Annotated in this window: 24 protein-coding genes and 1 pseudogene; 7 read left to right on the forward strand and 18 right to left on the reverse strand. The window is 48.3% G+C overall.

Features of this window, described 5'->3' with window-relative positions; translation table 11 throughout:
* Window positions 1–23: 23 nt before the first annotated feature.
* The 7 genes from DWX32_RS07395 to DWX32_RS07425 form a co-directional block, all read right to left on the reverse strand.
* Window positions 24–407, reverse strand: a complete 384-nt coding sequence (locus DWX32_RS07395) for an AAA family ATPase (protein WP_118659543.1) — start codon at window positions 405–407, stop codon at window positions 24–26.
* 64 nt (window positions 408–471) lie between these two features.
* Entirely contained in the window at window positions 472–1,758 is a 1,287-nt protein-coding gene (locus DWX32_RS07400) for a DNA polymerase Y family protein (protein ID WP_118659545.1), read from the reverse strand.
* Window positions 1,759–1,790: 32 nt separating this feature from the next.
* Window positions 1,791–2,090: a DUF1294 domain-containing protein gene (locus DWX32_RS07405; protein ID WP_055228600.1), complete on the reverse strand. Its 300-nt coding sequence runs from the start codon at window positions 2,088–2,090 to the stop codon at window positions 1,791–1,793.
* 76 nt (window positions 2,091–2,166) lie between these two features.
* Window positions 2,167–2,619, reverse strand: coding sequence for a GtrA family protein (locus DWX32_RS07410; protein ID WP_117509180.1), 453 nt, complete (start codon window positions 2,617–2,619; stop codon window positions 2,167–2,169).
* Between the two features lie 154 nt (window positions 2,620–2,773).
* The gene (locus DWX32_RS07415; protein ID WP_055228602.1) at window positions 2,774–3,436 is read right to left on the reverse strand and encodes an ABC-2 transporter permease; all 663 of its coding nucleotides are present in this window, start codon (window positions 3,434–3,436) and stop codon (window positions 2,774–2,776) included.
* Window positions 3,433–4,284, reverse strand: a complete 852-nt coding sequence (locus DWX32_RS07420; protein ID WP_022462949.1) for an ABC transporter ATP-binding protein — start codon at window positions 4,282–4,284, stop codon at window positions 3,433–3,435. The genes DWX32_RS07415 and DWX32_RS07420 overlap by 4 nt, the downstream gene beginning before the upstream one ends.
* Before the next feature lie 38 nt (window positions 4,285–4,322).
* The gene (locus tag DWX32_RS07425; protein WP_022462948.1) at window positions 4,323–4,697 is read right to left on the reverse strand and encodes a GntR family transcriptional regulator; all 375 of its coding nucleotides are present in this window, start codon (window positions 4,695–4,697) and stop codon (window positions 4,323–4,325) included.
* A 314-nt stretch (window positions 4,698–5,011) separates the two neighbouring features.
* Here DWX32_RS07425 and ureA point away from each other — a divergent pair.
* Window positions 5,012–5,313, forward strand: a pseudogene (ureA, locus tag DWX32_RS07435) (urease subunit gamma).
* Window positions 5,314–5,327: 14 nt separating this feature from the next.
* Entirely contained in the window at window positions 5,328–5,687 is a 360-nt protein-coding gene (ureB, locus tag DWX32_RS07440) for an urease subunit beta (protein ID WP_118659549.1), read from the forward strand.
* Between the two features lie 74 nt (window positions 5,688–5,761).
* Here the strand turns inward: ureB and DWX32_RS07445 are convergent, their stop codons facing one another.
* A complete protein-coding gene (locus DWX32_RS07445) occupies window positions 5,762–5,977 on the reverse strand; it encodes a hypothetical protein (RefSeq protein WP_226906351.1) in 216 nt (71 codons plus the stop codon).
* Here DWX32_RS07445 and DWX32_RS07450 point away from each other — a divergent pair.
* The 4 genes from DWX32_RS07450 (at window position 5,954) to DWX32_RS07470 (ending at window position 9,184) form a co-directional block, all read left to right on the forward strand.
* Window positions 5,954–6,397 carry an urease subunit alpha gene (locus DWX32_RS07450; RefSeq protein WP_022462945.1) on the forward strand — a complete coding sequence of 148 codons (444 nt, stop codon included), beginning with the start codon at window positions 5,954–5,956 and terminating at the stop codon, window positions 6,395–6,397. The genes DWX32_RS07445 and DWX32_RS07450 overlap by 24 nt on opposite strands.
* Window positions 6,398–6,439: 42 nt before the next feature.
* On the forward strand, window positions 6,440–6,946 hold the full coding sequence (locus DWX32_RS07455; protein WP_118659551.1) for an AmiS/UreI family transporter: 507 nt from the start codon (window positions 6,440–6,442) through the stop codon (window positions 6,944–6,946).
* A gap of 23 nt (window positions 6,947–6,969) precedes the next feature.
* Complete coding sequence (locus DWX32_RS07460; RefSeq protein WP_055228605.1) at window positions 6,970–7,278, forward strand: hypothetical protein; 309 nt, start codon at window positions 6,970–6,972, stop codon at window positions 7,276–7,278.
* Between the two features lie 535 nt (window positions 7,279–7,813).
* A complete protein-coding gene (locus DWX32_RS07470) occupies window positions 7,814–9,184 on the forward strand; it encodes an MATE family efflux transporter (protein ID WP_118659553.1) in 1,371 nt (456 codons plus the stop codon).
* Between the two features lie 80 nt (window positions 9,185–9,264).
* On the opposite strand, the gene DWX32_RS07475 is transcribed toward DWX32_RS07470, so the two are convergent.
* Window positions 9,265–10,056 carry a DUF3169 family protein gene (locus tag DWX32_RS07475; protein ID WP_055228607.1) on the reverse strand — a complete coding sequence of 264 codons (792 nt, stop codon included), beginning with the start codon at window positions 10,054–10,056 and terminating at the stop codon, window positions 9,265–9,267.
* A complete protein-coding gene (locus DWX32_RS07480; protein ID WP_022462940.1) occupies window positions 10,053–10,262 on the reverse strand; it encodes a helix-turn-helix transcriptional regulator in 210 nt (69 codons plus the stop codon). The genes DWX32_RS07475 and DWX32_RS07480 overlap by 4 nt, the downstream gene beginning before the upstream one ends.
* A gap of 215 nt (window positions 10,263–10,477) precedes the next feature.
* On the opposite strand from DWX32_RS07480, the gene DWX32_RS07485 reads away from it, so the two are divergent.
* Entirely contained in the window at window positions 10,478–11,440 is a 963-nt protein-coding gene (locus DWX32_RS07485) for an NYN domain-containing protein (RefSeq protein ID WP_055221515.1), read from the forward strand.
* Between the two features lie 70 nt (window positions 11,441–11,510).
* Here DWX32_RS07485 and DWX32_RS07490 read toward each other — a convergent pair whose 3' ends face one another.
* The 8 genes from DWX32_RS07490 to rbfA form a co-directional block, all read right to left on the reverse strand.
* The gene (locus tag DWX32_RS07490; RefSeq protein ID WP_118659555.1) at window positions 11,511–11,945 is read right to left on the reverse strand and encodes a dUTP diphosphatase; all 435 of its coding nucleotides are present in this window, start codon (window positions 11,943–11,945) and stop codon (window positions 11,511–11,513) included.
* Between the two features lie 27 nt (window positions 11,946–11,972).
* Complete coding sequence (gene nrdG / locus DWX32_RS07495) at window positions 11,973–12,467, reverse strand: anaerobic ribonucleoside-triphosphate reductase activating protein (protein WP_118659557.1); 495 nt, start codon at window positions 12,465–12,467, stop codon at window positions 11,973–11,975.
* Between the two features lie 100 nt (window positions 12,468–12,567).
* Complete coding sequence (locus DWX32_RS07500; RefSeq protein WP_022462936.1) at window positions 12,568–14,664, reverse strand: polyribonucleotide nucleotidyltransferase; 2,097 nt, start codon at window positions 14,662–14,664, stop codon at window positions 12,568–12,570.
* A gap of 208 nt (window positions 14,665–14,872) precedes the next feature.
* Window positions 14,873–15,139 (reverse strand): 30S ribosomal protein S15, encoded by a 267-nt coding sequence (gene rpsO / locus DWX32_RS07505; RefSeq protein WP_022462935.1) that lies wholly within the window; start codon window positions 15,137–15,139, stop codon window positions 14,873–14,875.
* 286 nt (window positions 15,140–15,425) lie between these two features.
* Entirely contained in the window at window positions 15,426–16,361 is a 936-nt protein-coding gene (locus DWX32_RS07510; RefSeq protein WP_117760893.1) for a bifunctional riboflavin kinase/FAD synthetase, read from the reverse strand.
* Window positions 16,358–17,284 carry a tRNA pseudouridine(55) synthase TruB gene (gene truB, locus DWX32_RS07515; protein WP_118659559.1) on the reverse strand — a complete coding sequence of 309 codons (927 nt, stop codon included), beginning with the start codon at window positions 17,282–17,284 and terminating at the stop codon, window positions 16,358–16,360. Before truB ends, DWX32_RS07510 begins: the two co-directional genes overlap by 4 nt.
* Window positions 17,285–17,356: 72 nt before the next feature.
* Entirely contained in the window at window positions 17,357–18,340 is a 984-nt protein-coding gene (locus tag DWX32_RS07520; protein WP_118659561.1) for a DHH family phosphoesterase, read from the reverse strand.
* Window positions 18,327–18,713 carry a 30S ribosome-binding factor RbfA gene (rbfA, locus tag DWX32_RS07525; protein ID WP_022462931.1) on the reverse strand — a complete coding sequence of 129 codons (387 nt, stop codon included), beginning with the start codon at window positions 18,711–18,713 and terminating at the stop codon, window positions 18,327–18,329. Before rbfA ends, DWX32_RS07520 begins: the two co-directional genes overlap by 14 nt.
* Window positions 18,714–18,718: the final 5 nt, after the last annotated feature.

Genomic DNA, 18,718 nt, shown 5'->3' on the forward strand with positions numbered 1-18,718 from the left:
TCTTCAATTTTAGTATTGACTTTTTATTTGCAGGCTAAAGTAACGAGAATGCGACGCGCAGTTTTCAACGTCTTTCCAAATCGTCTCGGCCGCGTAAACAGTGATATCAGTGGTTTTCGATCCAGAAATTCTTTGATCATTCCTGTCTTGTCCACATAATAATATTCCGACTGTGCCCGTACGTAATCAGATATTCCGATCGGGAGTGGCTTTCTTGCTTCTTTTCCCTCTTTTTTTACATACTTTCCTGACAGTACTCTGCCGTCTGCAGGTTTTTCTGCTCCATCTGGAATCCGCCAGCTCTTTCCTTCTTTTACGACACCTGGAATTTTACCTGTTTTACAGAAAGTTGTTACGGTACGCTCTGTAACGCCCCACTGTTTTGCCATTTCTTTACAGCTTTTCATCTGTATCCTCCTTTCCGGCATTCTTCTTTCTGATTATTCTATATTATTTTCGGAAATATATCAATTAATGTTTTATATTTTTCCGAATATTGTCATCATTTTTCATCTGTGCCTTCGCTTTTCTCGCAATCCCCTGTGTGCAGTTCAGGATGCTCGCGCGGGTGACTTTGTCGTTGCCGTATTTCTGGCGGATCGCGTCGAGGGCGGCATCGAGTTTACGGCTTTTCTCCTTCTTTTCGGGATCTTCGAAGAGGGAGAGCTGTTCGAAATCGTCTTCGGTAAGACCGGTCACGGCGACGCCGATCAGGCGGAGGGGCTCGCCTTTCCAGGATTCGCGGAAGAGCTGTTTGGCGCAGCGGTAGATTTCATCTGTCACATCTGTCGCATTGGGGAGTTTGGTCTGGTGTGAACGGTTTCGAAACTCGAGAGTGCGAAACGTTACGGAAACGGAGGTGCATTTTTTCTTTTTCCGACGCATGCGGGCGGCTACGATGTCGCACTGGGCGAGAAGGATCGGATTCACCTGTTCGATGGAGATGATGTCCTCGTTGAAGGTCGTCTCGGCGCTGAAGCCTTTGGCCTCATCGGGCTGCGCTTTTACAGGGGAATCATCGATGCCGCGGGCGTACTGGTAGAGCTGATGGCCGTTTTTCTTGCCGATCAGCGTCTGGATATCCGCTTCGCGCGCATGCGCCAAGTCTCCGATTGTGCGGATTCCGGCCTCGATCAGTTTCTTTTCGGATGCTTTTCCGAGGAACAACAGCTCGCGTACCGGAAGCGGCCACATTTTTTCGGGGATTTCTTCTGGGAACAGAGTGTGTACTTTGTTTGGTTTTTCGAAATCAGATGCCATTTTGGCCAGGAGTTTATTTGTGGAGATTCCAATATTGACGGTAAATCCAAGCTCCTCGTAAATCCGGTCCTTGATTTCGTGCGCCGCCGCAATCGGGTCCGGATACAGAAGGGAAGTTCCCGTCATATCGAGGAATACCTCATCGATCGAAAAGGATTCCATGACCGGGGTGTAGGCGGCGCAGATTTTCTTGAAGGCACGGGAACACCTGACGTAGAGGTCGAAATCACTCGGGACAATGACCATGTTCGGACATTTCCGCAGTGCCATTGCCACAGGTTCACCGGTCTGGACACCGCATTTTTTCGCCGGGATCGACTTTGCCACAACGATTCCTGTCCGCTTCGTCGGATCGCCGCCGATACAGGCAGGAATGTCCCGCAGATCCGGCAGTCCCTCTTTGATCCGCCGCACCGACTCCCAGGATAAAAAGGCGCTGTTGACATCTACGTGAAAAATCAGGCGTTCTGTTGTCGCCTTCGTTTGTTCTTCTCTCATTTTTTTAACCCTCTTTCAAATTCTGCTGCTCTCTATGCAAAAAACAGCAGACCTGCTTTTGCCAGAAAGAAAAGAAGAAGGATCTGCGCCGCCAGCATCAGCGGGACTCCAATCGTGAATTTCTTTTTTCTTGTCTTGTGATGAAACAGGTGCATGCCCAGCAAGGCTCCCACCGAGCCGCCGGCTGCCGCAAGTCCAAGCAAGGTGGAAACGCGGATTCTCCATTTTCCCCGCACCGCACTTCGTTTGTCGATTCCATAGACTGCTATGGTAATGATATTAATACAAATCAGGTAACTCCACAATACTGTCTGTAAGATCGAATGTTCCATTTTTTACGCACCAGCCTTTCTTTTTTCAAAAAAGGCAGCGTTTTTCTGCGCTGCCTTTTTCAAACTCTTTTCAAAATTACTTTTTCTCCAGAAATATTTTTCTGGTCACAAAATTGTATACCATAACAATCGCCGTCGCGAATACTTTCGCGATTGTGTAGATCAGGTTATGGCCTATGTTCTGCTGCAGTGCAACATTACCGCCGTAGATCGGGCCTACGACGATCCAGATCAGGAAACTGTTGAGCAGCATGCCGATCAGGGAAAGGACGACAAAGGTGATGAACTCGACTTTTTTGTTCATTTCTTCTTTCCGCTCAAAGACAAATTTGAAGCTTAAAATGTAATTTGCAATGACCGATACGGTAAATCCGGCAACGGAACCGATGAGGGATGCCGCTTCAAAGTAAGAGCTGGAAGTCAGCGCCATCACAAGATTCAGGACAATAAGACCGGTCACGTAGTCGATGCCGAAGCTGATAACGCCGACGATACCGAATTTCACAATCTGTGCAAATAATTTCTTCATGTTTTTCCTCTTGTTTCTTCTATTATTTTCGAGTCAACGACTCTATGAGAATACCATATCACGGCAGTTTTTTCAAGTTTCCGTATTGTTTTTCCTCACGTCAAAAACGCCGGATTTCACATACAAACATGAAATCCGGCGTCTTTGAATTTCTCTAAATCTCCCGTTTCTCCATAAATCTTACACTGATCCCATACGAAATCAGCACAACTGCGATGCTTACCGCAAAAATTCCCGCCTGTCCAGGAACGTTTCCCGTGATGGTGCCAAGCAGCTCCGCGATCTGATCCAGCGTCGCTTCTCCTGCAATTTTCTGCACAAACAGAACCACACCTGCAAAGAAAAAGCAGATTCCCGCCATCAGAACCCGTGCACTTTCTGCTCCAAATTTGATCTGCACCGGGATCATCACCGAAAGGGCAATGAAAAATACAGCCAGAAAGACCGGGATCATTCCCGCATTTTCCAGCAGAAGACCGGACAGATTCGAAACACCGTGCAGCACCTGAGATGCCATGTATAACATCCAGGCAATCGCAAAGGATACTACGGTTCCGCCTACACAGAATACGTATTTCTCCTGAATATACGTTTTCCGGTCAATCGGGAGTGTGAACAGAAACGGGAATCCGTTGTCGGATTCATCGCAGGAAAACGTTCCGATCAGTACAACGAGCATCAGAGATGGAAGGTAGCCCAGAATAAAGGTGCCGGGCTGTCCCAGTCCGAGGAACACACAGATCATGAAGAACAGAATCAACATGTTTCGATGGCCTCTCAGCAGCAGACAGATATCTTTCTCTAATAATCCACTCATTTTCTTTTTCCTCCTGTCATCATCAGAATGACTTCATCAATTCCGGCCCGCTCCACCACGAGACCGGGAACGTTTTCTTCGTAATATTTTCTGTCGTTTGTCAGGCATGCATAGCCATACGGCTCTTTCCGGGAACCGAGCAGATATTCCTTGTCGAGCGCCGCATACTGCGCTTCGTCTGCCTTAATCAGGCCGTACTGCTCGAGAATCACATCGGTCTCCTCGTGCAGGAGCTGTTTTCCGCCGTGAATCAAATAAATATCATCGCAGAGATGCTCGAGATCAGAGGCAATGTGGGAAGTAATGAGAATCGTCCGGTTCTCATCTTCCGCCGCATAATCACGCAGCAAATCGAGAATCTCGTTCCGCGCCTCTACGTCAAGGCCTGCGGTCGGCTCGTCGAGAATCAGAAGCTGTGCTTTGTGTGACAGCGCGGTCAGTACGCGGAGTTTCGCCTTCATTCCATTGGAAAACTCCTTGAGCTGTTTTCCTTCCGGCAGCCGCAGTTCCCGGCATTCTCTCATAAACCAGGTTTCATCGAATTCCGGATACATTTTCGCCAGGATCTTTTTCACCTCCGCGATCGTAAACTGTCCGTTGAAGCCCGACTCTGCCAGCGATACACCGATTTTCTGCCGGTCCTGCATTGTGATCTCTGTGATCGGTTTTCCAAAGAGTTCGATCGTTCCGCTCTCCGCTTTTACAAGGCCGAGCATCAGGCGGATCGCCGTGCTCTTTCCTGCTCCGTTTTTTCCGATAAGTCCGGTGATTCTTCCCTCCGGGATTTCCAGCGAAAGTTCAAAATCGAACCCCGGATACGTTTTTCTGACATTCTGCATTTTTATCATGTCTGTCTCTTCCTTTCCTGTCACTGATCAAATCTTCCTCATTTTTCATCCAGAAGAAGGGTTACGGTTTCCAGAATATCCTCCCGGCTCATGCCCATCGCAAGGGCGCGGTCGATGACTTTTTCAAAGTCCGCCTCCGCTTCTTTCTGCCTCGCTTCCAGCGCGAGCTGTTTGTCGGAGGCCGTTACATACGTTCCTTTTCCGTGAATTGTTGTAACAAACCCTTCCCCCTCCAGCTTGTCATACGCTTTCTTGACGGTCAGAGCGCTGATCCGGAGCTCTCCTGCTAGAGAACGGACGGATGGGAGCGCCTCTCCTTCTTTTAAGGAAGAGTTTATAATGTCTGATTTGATCTGCTCCATGAGCTGCTCGTAAATCGGCACCATGGAGGAATGATTCAAAATAATATGCATATCGTTTTTTCTCTCCTTTACGATAAACAGTATATAACAGTTAAACACTGTTGTCAACTGTTATATACTGTTTGTTTTCAGAGATTTTCTTTCTTTTCTTCTGCATTTTCCCTTCTTCTCTTTGTTTTATATGGTTTTTCCTCTGTTCTGCATGATAAAAGCAATCAAAAAAATAGCAAAAAGTTCTTGATCAATGGAAAATCACCCGTTATAATGCGTAGTATAAAAACAACACGAAAGAGCAGACAAAGGAGTCTGAAAAAAAAGATCTCCTTATTGTCTGCTCTTTTTTGTGTGCAAAAAGGAGGAAAACCATGAGACTTAATCCCAAGGAACAGGAAAAATTAATGCTTCATATGGCCGGCAATCTTGCCAAAGAGCGGAGAGCGCGCGGTCTGAAACTGAATTACCCGGAAGCACTCGCCTACATCAGTTCAGAACTTCTCGAGCTGGCCAGGGACGGAAAAACTGTTGTTAAGCTGATGCAGCTCGCACCAAAATTCTGACCCAAGACGATGTTATGGACGGCGTTGCCGATATGATCGGTGAGGTTCAAGTCGAGGCGACGTTCCCGGACGGAACCAAACTGGTAACTGTACATAACCCGATTCAGTAAGGAAGAACCATCATATGAAAATCGGTGAAATCATGGCTTCCGATCGCGAGATCACATTAAATGAAGGCAAAAAGGCAGTCACTATCATGGTAGCAAACAAAGGCGACCGTCCCGTTCAGGTCGGCTCCCATTTTCATTTCTTTGAGGTCAACCGGTGCCTCTCCTTTGACCTGGAAAAAGCATACAGCTATCACCTCGACATCCCTTCCGGAACTTCGGTCCGTTTTGAGCCGGGCGAGGAAAAAGAGGTTCAGCTCACCGAGATGGGCGGCAGAAAGCGTGTCTTCGGTCTCAATGACCTGACCTGCGCACAGGCGGCCGACGATACGAAAGCCGCATCACTGGAAAATGCGAAATTAAAAGGATTTCTGTAAGGAGGGACAGCAAAAAGTTTGAAACAAATAAGTAGCGGGCAACCAAGAAATAAAGGACATGACAAATAAACCACCTAAAAAGCTGGCTTAAAAACTAAATATAAACGCAACACTAATCCGGAAACGGTTAATGGTTCGCCTTTAATGACATAACCACGTTGCCTTAAAAGATTAAGTGCTTGTGAAGTAGAAAGAATCTTTTCTTCCTTCACAGGACGAGATTCAAGAAAACCTTCTGGTGTATATGACTTTAAATCTGAGAGTATGTGCCAGATAGCGGTCAGGATCATACGACAGATCTCGTGCTCTGGAATCCCGCTTTCTTCGGTTCCAAACCGGATATGATCATCAAAGGCGGCATGATTGTTGCTTCCAAAATGGGAGATGCCAATGCTTCCATCCCGACAACACAGCCGGTCTGCTACCAGCCAATGTTTGCCGCTCATGGAAAAGCAAAACAGGAAGCCTGCCTGACCTTTGTTTCTAAGGCTGCCTTTGACGCAGGCATAAAAGATGCTTACGGACTGGAAAAAAACGTTGTCCCGGTACACGGCTGTCGCAATATCAGCAAGAAGGCTATGGTATGGAACGACCGCACACCGAAGCTTACTGTAGATCCGGAGACGTATAAAGTAACAGTCGATGGAGAGGAAATCACTTCCCGACCGGCCGAAAAGCTGCCGCTGACCCAGCTTTACAGCCTGTTCTAAACGGCTCTGTATCATATAAAACCATACGAGGAGAATTTTATTATGCTTGGAGTGTGTCTTTTATTTGTAGGAATTGTACTGATCAATAACGGCATGTGCGCCCTGTATCATGTGGACGGACGCTCGGCCGCTGTAATGAATATTTTTACCGGCGGGCTTTCCCTTTTCATCAACTTTGTAAATCTGATGCAGGGAAATTACTATGCAGCCGGAACGGGACTGCTGTTCTGCTTTACGTACCTTTTTGTTGCGGTCAATAAGTTTCTGAATGCAAGCCCGATTCCGTTTGCCTGGTTTTCCACATTTGTCGCCGTCAATGCTGTGATTTTCGGAACCATCGAGGGCTTTACCGGAAGTGCCGCACTTGGTATTACACCGGATCTGCGTTGGGCAGGAATCTGGTATCTTTGGGCAATTCTTTGGGGTACTTCCTTCGTAGAGGATATCTGCGGAAAGAAACTCGGAAAATTTGTGCCATGCCTTCAGGTTTTTGAGGGCATCGTCACTGCGTGGATTCCGGGTGTCATGATGTTGCTTCAGCTCTGGTAATTCGATAAGGAGGATGTGTTTTCATGCTTTGCGAACAAATTTTGGGGAAACTTCCGGACTTTGATCTTTCCGGAAAAACTGTCGAATATGTCGATATTGAATGGCACGAGGCCTTCAAAAAAATACATAAAAAGACAACCGATCACGGAACAGAGATCGGCAACTGCTATGCATCGCTGTTCTGGGGCAAAGACGATACGTTTATTACAATCTACAACGAGCCCATGCTTATTATGCTGCAGAAGATTCACGGCGTCACGGCAGTAAAAGAGGTGAAAAAGCTCGATTTTGACCAGCGAATTTCCGCATCCATCCACAACCATCATCACTGATGCGGTTTTTGTCCGTACCTTCGGAAGAATGGGCCGACCTCTTTTCGCGGGCAGGCTCATTCCGTATCTTATGATTTTCAGGAGACTTTTTATGTCCGAACTTAATTTTTATCTTCTTCAGATCAACGATGCTTTATTTCCAATCGGTGCGTATTCACACTCGCAGGGACTCGAGACGTAAATCTCTTTCTCTCACGATCGGAGCACGCAGATACCCTTCTGGATGAAATCCGGGAATTTCTTGCCTCCGATCCGGAAATTGACGGCGGCGCAACTATACTTTCCTGCGGTGATCTTGCAGTTCGTATTTTCGGTCTACGCGCGCAAAGGCTGCAGCAAATGGCGGAAAAAATAAAGTCTGCATACGAAAAATTTTTATAACTGTCTATTCAAGTCGTTCACTTTTCCCTTCGTCAAATTTCGCAGAAAAAATGTCAAAATAAGGGTATGACAACCTCTTCAGAATGTGATAAAATAACTTTCGTTTTAAGCGAAGATAAAACTTATTTTACCATCATTTCGAGGAGGTTTTCTCATGGAAAAAGACATGACAAAGGGAAGTCCGCTTCCGGTCATTCTGCAGTTTACGCTGCCGCTGATTATCGGAAACATTTTCCAGCAGCTCTACAACATGGCAGACACGATTATCGTTGGCCGATATGTCGGAGCGGATGCACTGGCTGCAGTTGGTTCTACGGGAACGATTATGTTCCTGGTGCTTGGATTTGCGCAGGGCATCACAGCAGGCTTTACGGTTCTGACATCGCAACGGTTCGGTGCAAAGGATACGAGCGGAGTAAAGCGAAGTGTGGCAAACGGCATTCTACTGGCTCTCCTTTTCACGGTTGTCCTGACATTCTTCAGCATGATCTCCATGCGGCCGTTGCTGCATCTCATGAACACACCGGAAAATATTTTTCAGGACGCTTATACCTATATTATGATTATCTGCGGTGGCCTGATCGCTACGATTTTTTACAATCTGCTTTCCTCCTATCTGCGTGCAGTAGGAAACAGCCAGACTCCGCTGATGTTCCTGATTTTTTCGGCTGTATTAAATGTTCTTCTGGATCTGCTTCTCATCATTCGTTTTAAAATGGGCGTTGCGGGAGCCGGATATGCAACCGTTTTCTCCCAGGGAATTTCTGCTGTGCTCTGTCTTTTTTATATTTATCGCTCCATGCCGGATATGTGGCCGGAAAAACACCACTGGAAGCTTCATGCGGCAGATTCCCGCCATCAGCTCTCGATGGGCATTCCGATGGCACTCCAGTTTGCCATCACCGCATCCGGTACAATGATTATGCAGGCTGCCATTAACCTGTTCGGCTCGGAGGCGGTTGCCGCTTTCACGGCGGCCTGTAAGCTGCAGAATCTGGTCACACAGGGCTTTTCCGCAATGGGACAGACGATGGCAACCTACAGTGGACAAAATTTCGGAAAGGGCGATATTCCACGGATTAAAAAGGGAGTTCGCGCTGCACTTCTGACTTCCGTCACGTATTCGATCGCAGCCGCTGCTCTCGTCTTCCTTCTTCTGAAGCCATGTCTTTCCCTCTTCTTCTCGGGTGATGTCGATATGGCCGCCATGATGCCATGGGCAAAGACTTATTCCTATATGTGTGCTCTTTTTTATGTACCGCTCTGCACCATCTTTATTTTCCGAAATGCAATGCAGGGTTGCGGCTACGGCTTTCTGCCTATGATGGGCGGTGTTTCTGAACTCTTTGCGCGCCTTATTGTAGCTGTGATTGCCATAAAAGTCATCAGCTATCCGCTCGCCTGCTTCTGTGACCCGGCAGCCTGGGTGACGGCAGCTGTCTTTACCGGTGTTTCGTATCTGTTTGTCATGAAAGATATCGACAAAAAGTATGATTCAAAGACACCGACGGCTCCGATCAGCTGACATTTTTCATACCAAACGCAAAACTGCGCGGAATGCACGATTCTGAAATGCATTCCACGCAGTTTTTTGTATTTACAGGATTACAGATTCAGTTTTGCTTTCTGCAGACTTACACAGGAACGATGATATGTGAGTGTCATCGTCAGATAAATGACGCCCACGACAATGACTGCGAGAATACCGGTATGGAACACCAGATGCAGGATCATCGTCGCACACAGCAGGATCTGAATCATCTTGCCCAGCGCCATATAGGCCTTATAGGCACTCTGATATACCATCTCTTTTTCTGCCTCATCGCAGCTTGCCATCCAGTCTTTCTGGAAGTTTTTCGAGTTCATATCTCCTCTCTTCTCCGGATGAGCCGCCTGAACCATTTTCACGTAACGCATCTGATAATAGCCATAGAGAAAGAAGTTGATACAAAACAGAACACAGGCTGCCAGGAATCCGGCAAGCTCTTTTCCCGATGCTTCTTCCAGCCAGGAACGGGAAAAGGTAAATGTCAGCACGATGATATCGCAGACCTGCGAAATCACATTGCAGTTCATCAGCATCGCGCCGTATTTCTCTTCTTCATAGCTTAAGACTTCGTACTGTTCATCCTCTGCTTCTTCGAGATGCTTCATCGTATCCTTTAATTTCCGGCTGTAAAATTCCATCAGGACAATGCTTACAACGAAAATTACCGCAATGATCGGCAGTGCCAGCGGGCGGACCAGATCGCTCAGATCACTCATGCCATTTTTCACTCCGAACGTCATAAAAATTCCGACAAAAAAACCGCAGACTCCGCCGATTCCCAGATAAATCAGCATCCGTTTCATCAACTTTCCGTAGGAATTTGGTTTGTTCCCCTGTTTTTCTTTCATGATTCATCCTCCTCATATTGAAAAATATCTTCTACTTTTACTTCACAGATTTTTGCAAGTTTTAACGCCAGTGTCACCGACGGTGAATAATCTCCCCTCTCGATCAGGCTGATAGTCTGTCTCGATACCCCCGCCATTTTCCCAAGGTCGGTCTGGTTGATGCCGAGCTTCGAACGGTACTCTTTTAACTGATTGTACAGCGGCATCGCAGCATCTCCTTTCTTGTCACGTTTTTTAGATGAGCTCTCTATTTGACAACTTTTCTTGTCATCTACTACTCTACTATTGACAACTTTATTTGTCAATACTTTTGACAAGTTTTTTTGTCATTTCAAACTCCCGGTTGATTTGTGGGCTGAAATGTACTAAACTAGAGGTATCTATTTTCGTAACTATTCAAGCCGCAGAAAGGACAGAATCTATGGAACAGAAAGACAGCCGGTTTGCCGTATTGATCGATGCGGACAATGTTTCCCCGAAATACATCAAATATATCCTGGACGAGGTTTCGGACCAGGGCGTCGCTACTTACAAGAGAATCTACGGGGACTGGACCGATATCTCGAAGAAAAGCTGGAAGGAGCAGCTCTTACGCTACTCGATCAACCCGATCCAGCAGTACAGCAATACGAACGGAAAGAACTCGACCGACTCCGCGATGATCATCGATGCGATGGACATTCTCTATTCCGGAAATGTGGAGGGCTTCTGCCTGGTCTCCTCGGATTCCGACTTTACGAAGCTGGCACAGCGGCTGCGCGAATCTGGAATGTTCGTGCTCGGTATGGGTGAGCAGAAGACTCCATCGTCGTTCCGTGTGGCGTGTGATGCCTTTAAAATTCTTGAGGTGATCTCCCAGAATGAGGATGATATCTCTCCTGCGATTACCGCTGTTTCGGAAAGTTCGGCGCGCTATGGATATGGCGCTTCGCAGGATGAAGCGATTACGAGCAAGGCCGAGATTGAACGGACGGTTTCCCGTGTGCTGACGGAAAATAATGACCACGGAAAGAATACGACGCTCAGTGAGATCGGCAGTATTTTACAGAAGAAATTTTCGGAGTTTGATGTTCGAAATTACGGCTATTCGAAGCTTTCTACGTTTTTGGAAAGTATGAATGATATCGAGGTGCTGAAGACGGGTCACAATTACCTCGTGAAAGAGCGCCAGAACACCGTATCGCGCCAGCAGATTGAGAAATGCATCACCGACCTGATCTGCTCCAACGGCGGCCATATCGACAACCTGAGCATCATCCACGACGCTCTACGGAGCCGCTTCCCGGGCTTTGATGTGAAGCAGTATGGGTACAGCAGGATTTCGAGCTTCATCAACAGCTTTAAAAAATTCAAAATCACGAATAATACGGTTCAGATAAAATAAAAAAGACCCCGGAAACGCCAGTTTTCACTGATGTTTCCGGGGTCTTTCTATAATAATTCGCAGCTCAGATTTACTGTTTTCCTGTACTTCCAATTCCGCCGCGGTCCTCGCCGTTTAAGTGGTCAACTTCTTCAAAGCCGATGGTCGGCTGGTGTTTCTCGATGCGGAACTGGCAGATACGGTCATTGACATGAATCACGGTGTCGCGCAGGGCATACGCCGGCATGTAGAACCAGTCGTTCGGTCCGCAGTAGCTCTCGTCGATGATACCGCAGTGGTTCGTCTGGATAATACCGAAGTTCTTGAAGGTGCTGCTTCTCGGCACAATATGCGCCTCATAGCCTTCCGGCAGCTGCATGGCAACGCCGAGGTGGATCAGCTTGAATTCTCCGGCCTTTAACTCCACTTCCTCTGCTGCGCGCAGATCGATCCAGTCGGACTTTCCGTCGATATAGCGCAGGCGCTCAATTTCATCGTTTAAATACTGAATTTTAATGGTTTCCATAAAGCGTCTCCTTTTCTTTTTGCGTGACTACTTTTCGCCGAACAGTACGACTTCGCCGCGTGCTCTCGTCTTTTTCACATCAATGACTCTCTGATTCTGGCTGCCCTTCCATTCCAGGGTAACGTCCCTCTTGGCAAGAATAAAGCGACCGTCCACAACCACGTCCGTGTAATCCATCAGTTCCAGATCACAGACGGATTCCCACTCATATCCGGTGTAAACCCAGATATCTTTTTTCGGATATCTTTCCTTGATCTCTTTTGCCAGAGCCGTCACATCCGCCCGGTTTGCCTCATGCAGCGGATCTCCGCCGGAAAAGGTGATGCCGGAAATGTAGTCCTTGTCCAGCTGTTCAAAAATTTCTGCCTTTGCCGCGTCATCAAACGGGATGCCGCCATTTGGATCCCAGGTAATCGGATTCTGACATCCCTTGCAGTGATGACCGCATCCGGCGACCCAGAGCACGACGCGCAGGCCGTCTCCGTTCAGCATATCGTCTTTCGTTATATTATGGTATCTCATAGCTTTCACTCCTATTGGACATAAGAAAACACAGAAAAACGAACCGTTTTGCAGATCCCTTTTTCTGTGTTCCCCGCTCTTTATCGTCTGGCAGATCTATTTATTTCGCGTCTGCCGGAACATCCTTGATACTGAAGCTTACACGGCCCATCTTATCTTTGCCCATGCAGACTACTTTTACAACATCGCCAAGGCTGACAACGTCTTCTACTTTCTCAACACGCTGTTTGGCGAGCTTGGAGATGTGTACCAGACCTTCTTTTCCAGGTGCGAACTCAAGGAAAGCACCGAAGTCTTTGATGCTGACAACTTTTCCGGTCAGGATCTGTCCCTCGGTAAAGTCGCTTGCGATGATCTCGATATATTTCTTTGCCTGATCCATCATAGCCTGCTCGGTTCCGCAGATGGAAACTGCACCGTCATCTGTGATGTCGATCTTTACGCCGGTCTCATCGATGATGGCGTTGATGGTCTTTCCTCTCTGGCCGACAACTTCACCGATCTTCTGCGGGTCGATCATCATCTGGATGATCTTCGGAGCGAACTCGCCGACCGTCTTACGCGGCTCTGCGATCGCTTTCTCCATAACCTCGGTCAGGATGTACTCTCTTGCCTGTTTCGTTCTGGCAATCGCCTCTTCTACGATCTGACGGGTCAGTCCATGGATCTTGATATCCATCTGGATTGCAGTGATTCCGTCGTGGGTACCAGCTACCTTAAAGTCCATGTCGCCGAAGAAGTCTTCGAGACCCTGGATATCGGTCAGTACGAGGTAATCATCATCGGTCTCGCCTGTTACCAGACCGCAGGAGATACCTGCAACCGGTTTTTTGATCGGTACACCGGCAGCCATCAGAGACATGGTGGATGCACAGATACTTGCCTGGGAAGTAGAACCGTTGGACTCGAAGGTCTCGGATACGGTACGGATTGCGTACGGGAACTCTTCCTCGGTCGGAAGTACCGGAACCAGGGCACGTTCTGCCAGAGCACCATGGCCGATCTCACGGCGTCCCGGTCCGCGGGACGGTTTTGTCTCACCTACAGAGTAGGACGGGAAGTTGTACTGATGCATGTAACGTTTGGAGGTCTCGAACTCATCCAGTCCGTCCAGTTTCTGTGCTTCGGAAAGCGGAGCCAGTGTTGTTACGTTGCAGATCTGAGTCTGTCCACGGGTGAACATAGCGGAACCATGAACACGCGGGATAATGTCAACCTCTGCTGCCAGAGGACGGATTTCTGTGATCGCACGGCCGTCCGGACGTTTGTGGTCTTTTAAGATCATCTTACGAACAGTCTTTTTCTGATACTGGTAAACAGCCTCGCCTAATACTGCCAGCCACTCTTCGTTGTCGGCAAATGCCTCCTCGAGTTTCTCGGTGATGACACGGATGTTTTCTTCTCTTGTCTGTTTGTCATCGCTGAAAACAGCCTCTTCCATCTCGGCCGGAGGAACGATCTCTTTGATCGCTGCAAACAGCTCTTCCGGAATAGCGCAGCTCTCATAAGCGTGTTTCGGTTTTCCAACCTCTGCTACGATGCTGTCGATGAATTTGATGATTTCCTGGTTTACTTCGTGTGCTTTGTAGATGGCGTCGATCATTTTTGCTTCCGGAATCTCTTTTGCTCCGGCTTCGATCATGATGACTTTCTCTCTGGTGGAAGCTACGGTCAGTTTCAGGTCGGATACTGCTTTCTGTGCGAGAGTCGGGTTTACGATGAACTCGCCGTCGATCATACCGATCTGAGTCATGGCACACGGACCGTCAAACGGGATGTCGGAAATGCAGGTTGCGATTGCGGAACCCAGCATTGCGACTACTTCCGGATCACACTCCGGATCTACGGACATTACCATGTTGTTTAAGGTAACATCGTTGCGGTAATCTTTTGGGAACAGCGGACGCATCGGACGGTCAATGACACGGCTGGTCAGAATTGCGTGCTCGCTTGCTTTTCCTTCTCTTTTGTTGAATCCGCCCGGGATTTTTCCAACGGCGTACATCTTCTCTTCGTACTCAACGCTTAATGGGAAGAAGTCGATGCCATCACGCGGTTTCTCAGATGCGGTTGCTGTAGAAAGAACTACAGTATCGCCATAATGCATAAATGCTGCGCCGTTTGCCTGTTTTGCTACACGGCCTACGTCTACGGTCAGGGTTCTGCCTGCCAGTTCCATAGAAAAACTCTTGTACATAAATAATCTCCTTTTTTTCTTCTGAGCAGAATTTCCGAAACAACTGAAAAGCACACCGGAATACGGACAAGATGCAGCTTTCAATGTGTTTTTCAGTGGTCTCGGATAAAATTCCTGCGCCCAGAATGGCTCCATGTCGTTTGCTGTCTTTGATCTTACAAGCAAAGAAACGGGCGGAAAATGTATCCCGCCCGTTGTTCCAAGCTGATTATTTTCTGATTCCTAACTTCTCGATTAAAGCACGGTATCTTTCAATATCAGTTTTCTTTAAGTAGTCAAGCAGACCACGTCTCTGACCAACCATTTTCAGAAGACCTCTTCTGGAGTGATGATCTTTGTGGTGAACTTTCAGATGCTCAGTGAGCTCCTCGATTCTTGCGGTAAGAACAGCTACCTGTACTTCCGGTGATCCTGTATCTCCCTCAGTTCTTGCATACTCTTTGATGATTGCCTGTTTTTTTTCTTTCGAAATCATTTTAAATTCCTCCTATTATTTTGATTGCACCGCTGACTAAGAAGTGGTCGGAGTGTCCTGCCTCTGAATCAGGGTCCGGGGATCTTTTTTGTCCCACATACTCGATTAGTATAGCATACGCTTTTCGAATTGTAAATACTAAAATCAGATGTTTTCGCGATGAATTTTCACGTAGTTACAGTTCTCCGAACTGTAACTTTCGCAGCTCTCATTTTAAGTTTTGCTTCGCAAAAGGAGAGCTGCTCACACCTGAATCACTTTCTTACGCAGCGAAACAGCGAGTGTTTCACTGCTGAGCGAACTTTTTTTCTACATATTTTTTTCCTGCCGCAACATCATGATCGAGCTGGTTTTTCAGCGCGTCGATCGAAACAAATTTCTGCTCCGGGCGCAGAAATTTTAACAGAGAAACCTCCGCCTGTTTTCCATAGAGATCCTCGCTGCAGTCAAAAAGATTCGTCTCCACGCCGGTAAATTTTTCCTGTACCGTCGGCTTAACACCGATGTTTGTGATACCGTAATAAATTTTTCCTTCGATTTTCACCTCGGAAACGTAGACGCCGAACGGCGGAAGCAGCTTTTCTGCCGGCGGGATCTGATTGATGGTCGGCACGCCGATCGTTCTGCCGAGTGCATGACCGTGGACAATCTCGCCGTGAACCGCGTAATCGTAGCCGAGCAGACCGCTCACGGCTTCCATATTGCCCTGTTCCAGCTCTTCCCGTGCCCAGGTGCTGCTGATCTCGCGGCCGTTTTCCTCTGCTTTTTCGATGATCTCGGTTTCAAAACCAAGGGACGGGCCCATTTCTTTCAGCATTTCGGCTGTGCCGCTTCTCTTGTAGCCAAAACCGAAATCCTTTCCCACAACAACTTTTTTCGCGTGCAGCTTATCCACCAGAATCTCTTTGATAAAGGCTTCCGGCGTCATGTGCATCACTTCATCCACAAACGGGCATTCCACAAGGCAGTCCATGCCAAGCTGTTCGAGGCGGGCTCTTCTCTCCTCATTCGTCAGCAGCTGATGCGGCTTGACATGCTGCACTTTCGACTGCGGCGGCACGTCAAACGTAAACACAACCGTTTCCAGTCCTTCCGTTCTGCCGATTGCAAGGACACGACGGATCAGAAGCATATGCCCCCGGTGGAGGCCGTCAAATTTTCCCAGGGTTACAACGCTGTCCCCTCTGCTGTCAAAATCCAGTGTTTTTGTTAGATATCTCATGTTCTCTCCAGAAATAACTTGACCGGTCTGGTTAAGTTTTGTGATGGTCTGTATTGATAAATACCGACAAACGTTCCGCCATCGAGATAAAGGCGGAACTCCTCGTCTTCTGCGAAGTCCCCGCCGGAAGCAGTTTCCCCGATTTCGCGGATCTGCGCCGGTTTCAGCGGATTTCCGTTTTCCGCAAGCTTTTTCGCATGATCGTCCGCTGTCGCAAAGCTGCGCAGCGCGGCAAACATTTCATCGACCGGCACGAGGATCTCCGAAAGGCGGCCCTCACCGACAATCGCTGCGATCTCGTCAAGCGTGTGCGCTCCGTTTCGGTCAAACTGGCCGACTCTCGTGCGGATCAGCTGCTCCATACATCCGTGGCAGCCCAGTTTTTCGCCGATATCGTGGCACAGGGTGCGGATATACGTTCCCTTCGAACACGTTACCTCCATGCGCACCAGCGGAAGCTTCATTTCCAGAATGCTGATCTCGTAAAAGTGCACCGTGCGGGCCTTCCGCTCGATCTCGATGCCTTCCCGCGCCAGCTCGTAGAGTTTCTTTCCATTAACCTTCAGCGCGGAATACATCGGCGGCACCTGCTGCTGCTCCCCGACAAACGAGGCGATGCAGTCCCGCACCTCTTCTTCCGTCACGGTCACTGGCGCTTCTGCTGTCACGGTTCCGCTCATGTCCTGCGTATCCCTTGCGATTCCAAGGTGAAGCAGCGCTTCATACGTCTTCGTTTCATCGGTCAGCATATCGCAGAGACGCGTTCCCTTTCCAAGGCAGACCGGAAGCACGCCCGTCGCATCCGGGTCTAGGGTTCCGGTGTGGCCGATTTTTTTCTGGTGCAGGATGCCGCGCAGCTTCGCAACCACGTCATGCGACGTAAATCCCGCCTCTTTCCATACGTTCAGAACTCCGTTTATCATGTTGTTTTGTCTCCCTCTTTTTCACAAGAAAACCGGGCGTGGATATATTTTCTGCGCCCGGCTGTTTCCTGTTTATGCTTCTTCCTCTGTCGTCTCTTCTTCCTCTTCTGCAAGAAGCTGTTTTTCGATATACAGAGTCAGATTGTTGATTACATCATACGGAGAACCTGACATCGTGCAGCCAGCCGCACGGATATGGCCGCCGCCGCCGAATACGGCTGCGATTTTGCTCACATCAACCAGCTCGTCGGAGCGGAGGCTTACTTTGAAGACCTGCGGCTCCAGCTCATACAGGAAGATCGCTACGTGAACGCCTTCTGTATTTTTTAACTGGATGACAATGCCGTCCATATCTCCCGATGTCAGGCCATAGAAGTCCATGACCTTCTTCCGCACGATACCGACAATACACTGCTTGTCGAGAAGCATGATGCTCTCTGTCAGCGTGCGTCCCATAATCTGGTTCTGTACGTATGTTTTCTTGAAGAATGCATCCTCGATGATTCTGGTAAACGGAACTCCCTTTTCCATCAGAGCGGCCGCAACCCGCATCGTGTGCGGAGAGGTGCTGCTGTACTGGAATACGCCGGAATCGGTCACAATACCGGTGTACAGCGCCTCGGCGCACGGCTCGGAGATCTTTTCTTCCTCCAGAAGCCCAAACAGCACCTCGCAGGCAGAGCTTGCATCCGGCTCTACGTGATTGATTTCGCAATATTCTGTATTCGTCACATGGTGATCGATGCAGATCGTCTTTCCCGCTTTTGCAAGAAGCGGTGCGGCAACGCCGATGCGCTCCTCGCTGGATACATCCAGAAGGACCACAAGGTCGTACGCTTTCTCTTCACAGCTTGTCTTTACCTCAGAAAAACCCGGAAGATAGGAAAATTCCGGCCGTGGATCCTCAAGATAGACATCTGCCTGAATCTCCGGCCGATTGTCGCGAAGATACTGGTATAATCCCAGGCAGGAACCGATGCAGTCACCGTCCGGACGAACGTGTCCGGCGATGGCCATGCAGGAGACTCCGTTTAGAATTTCTTCAATTTTCTTCATTTTCCTCATCCTTTTTGTCTTCTTTGTGTGTTACTTCATCAATCAGTTTCGACATCGTAACGCCATATTCAATCGACTCATCCAGGACAAAGGTCAGCTCCGGTGTATTGCGGAGGTTAATGGTCTTGGCCAGCATACGGCGGATGAAGCCCTCCGCGCTCTTTAAGCCGCGGATGGTTTCTTTCTTCGCCTCATCATCGCCAAACACACTGATATATACTTTACACGTCTTCAGATCCGGCGCTACCTCTGCCGCTGTGACAGAGGTCATCATTCCGATGCGCGGATCCTTGATCTCGTTCCGGATGATGTTGGAAAGCTCTTTCTGTACTTCCCCGTTGATCCTGGTGTTTTTAATACTGTTTTTTCTCAACTTAA

The sequence above is a fragment of the Blautia sp. AF19-13LB genome, from assembly GCF_003479105.1.
GTDB classification, from domain to species: Bacteria; Bacillota; Clostridia; order Lachnospirales; family Lachnospiraceae; genus Fusicatenibacter; species Fusicatenibacter saccharivorans.

What these genes read in the sequence shown, in the direction of transcription:
- DWX32_RS07395 (WP_118659543.1), bottom strand. Translation starts at nt 407, where the DNA reads ATGAAAAGCTGTAAAGAAATGGCAAAACAGTGGGGCGTTACAGAGCGT.
- DWX32_RS07400 (WP_118659545.1), bottom strand. Translation starts at nt 1,758, where the DNA reads ATGAGAGAAGAACAAACGAAGGCGACAACAGAACGCCTGATTTTTCAC.
- DWX32_RS07405 (WP_055228600.1), bottom strand. Translation starts at nt 2,090, where the DNA reads ATGGAACATTCGATCTTACAGACAGTATTGTGGAGTTACCTGATTTGT.
- DWX32_RS07410 (WP_117509180.1), bottom strand. Translation starts at nt 2,619, where the DNA reads ATGAAGAAATTATTTGCACAGATTGTGAAATTCGGTATCGTCGGCGTT.
- DWX32_RS07415 (WP_055228602.1), bottom strand. Translation starts at nt 3,436, where the DNA reads ATGAGTGGATTATTAGAGAAAGATATCTGTCTGCTGCTGAGAGGCCAT.
- DWX32_RS07420 (WP_022462949.1), bottom strand. Translation starts at nt 4,284, where the DNA reads ATGATAAAAATGCAGAATGTCAGAAAAACGTATCCGGGGTTCGATTTT.
- DWX32_RS07425 (WP_022462948.1), bottom strand. Translation starts at nt 4,697, where the DNA reads ATGCATATTATTTTGAATCATTCCTCCATGGTGCCGATTTACGAGCAG.
- ureB (WP_118659549.1), top strand. Translation starts at nt 5,328, where the DNA reads ATGAAAATCGGTGAAATCATGGCTTCCGATCGCGAGATCACATTAAAT.
- DWX32_RS07445 (WP_226906351.1), bottom strand. Translation starts at nt 5,977, where the DNA reads ATGATCCTGACCGCTATCTGGCACATACTCTCAGATTTAAAGTCATAT.
- DWX32_RS07455 (WP_118659551.1), top strand. Translation starts at nt 6,440, where the DNA reads ATGCTTGGAGTGTGTCTTTTATTTGTAGGAATTGTACTGATCAATAAC.
- DWX32_RS07460 (WP_055228605.1), top strand. Translation starts at nt 6,970, where the DNA reads ATGCTTTGCGAACAAATTTTGGGGAAACTTCCGGACTTTGATCTTTCC.
- DWX32_RS07470 (WP_118659553.1), top strand. Translation starts at nt 7,814, where the DNA reads ATGGAAAAAGACATGACAAAGGGAAGTCCGCTTCCGGTCATTCTGCAG.
- DWX32_RS07475 (WP_055228607.1), bottom strand. Translation starts at nt 10,056, where the DNA reads ATGAAAGAAAAACAGGGGAACAAACCAAATTCCTACGGAAAGTTGATG.
- DWX32_RS07480 (WP_022462940.1), bottom strand. Translation starts at nt 10,262, where the DNA reads ATGCCGCTGTACAATCAGTTAAAAGAGTACCGTTCGAAGCTCGGCATC.
- DWX32_RS07485 (WP_055221515.1), top strand. Translation starts at nt 10,478, where the DNA reads ATGGAACAGAAAGACAGCCGGTTTGCCGTATTGATCGATGCGGACAAT.
- DWX32_RS07490 (WP_118659555.1), bottom strand. Translation starts at nt 11,945, where the DNA reads ATGGAAACCATTAAAATTCAGTATTTAAACGATGAAATTGAGCGCCTG.
- nrdG (WP_118659557.1), bottom strand. Translation starts at nt 12,467, where the DNA reads ATGAGATACCATAATATAACGAAAGACGATATGCTGAACGGAGACGGC.
- DWX32_RS07500 (WP_022462936.1), bottom strand. Translation starts at nt 14,664, where the DNA reads ATGTACAAGAGTTTTTCTATGGAACTGGCAGGCAGAACCCTGACCGTA.
- rpsO (WP_022462935.1), bottom strand. Translation starts at nt 15,139, where the DNA reads ATGATTTCGAAAGAAAAAAAACAGGCAATCATCAAAGAGTATGCAAGA.
- DWX32_RS07510 (WP_117760893.1), bottom strand. Translation starts at nt 16,361, where the DNA reads ATGAGATATCTAACAAAAACACTGGATTTTGACAGCAGAGGGGACAGC.
- truB (WP_118659559.1), bottom strand. Translation starts at nt 17,284, where the DNA reads ATGATAAACGGAGTTCTGAACGTATGGAAAGAGGCGGGATTTACGTCG.
- DWX32_RS07520 (WP_118659561.1), bottom strand. Translation starts at nt 18,340, where the DNA reads ATGAAGAAAATTGAAGAAATTCTAAACGGAGTCTCCTGCATGGCCATC.